Source organism: Adlercreutzia sp. DFI.6.23, assembly GCF_024462535.1.
Taxonomy (GTDB): domain Bacteria; phylum Actinomycetota; class Coriobacteriia; order Coriobacteriales; family Eggerthellaceae; genus Adlercreutzia; species Adlercreutzia rubneri.
The window spans coordinates 1-310 of record NZ_JANGBP010000389.1 but is presented as its reverse complement, the minus strand read 5'-3'; the positions used below and the strand labels follow the sequence as shown (position 1 = coordinate 310).

Below are 310 nucleotides of genomic sequence, written 5' to 3'. Positions count from 1 at the left end.
CCACTTCCGCGGAGTCCGCCGACGCGGCGCCGGAGGGGACACCCTTCGTCATCGATCTGATGCCCGAGCAGGAGGATATGGAAGACAAGGGCGGCACCATGCGCCTGGGCGCCTACCCCTGCAAGGTGGTGCCCGGCACCCGCGCGGCACGGGCCTACGGCGAGCCCGTCATTTACGAGCGCCATCGCCATCGCTTCGAGGTGAACAACACCTACCGCGACGCGCTTGTGGAAGGCGGCCTCGTGATTTCGGGCCTCTCCCCCGACGAGCGCCTCGTGGAGATGATCGAGCTGCCCGACCATCCCTTCTT

1 pseudogene is annotated in these 310 nt (G+C 67.4%); it reads left to right on the top strand.

The features are described from left to right. Positions 1 to 310: pseudogene (locus NE591_RS13840) on the top strand (CTP synthase); the annotation flags it as partial.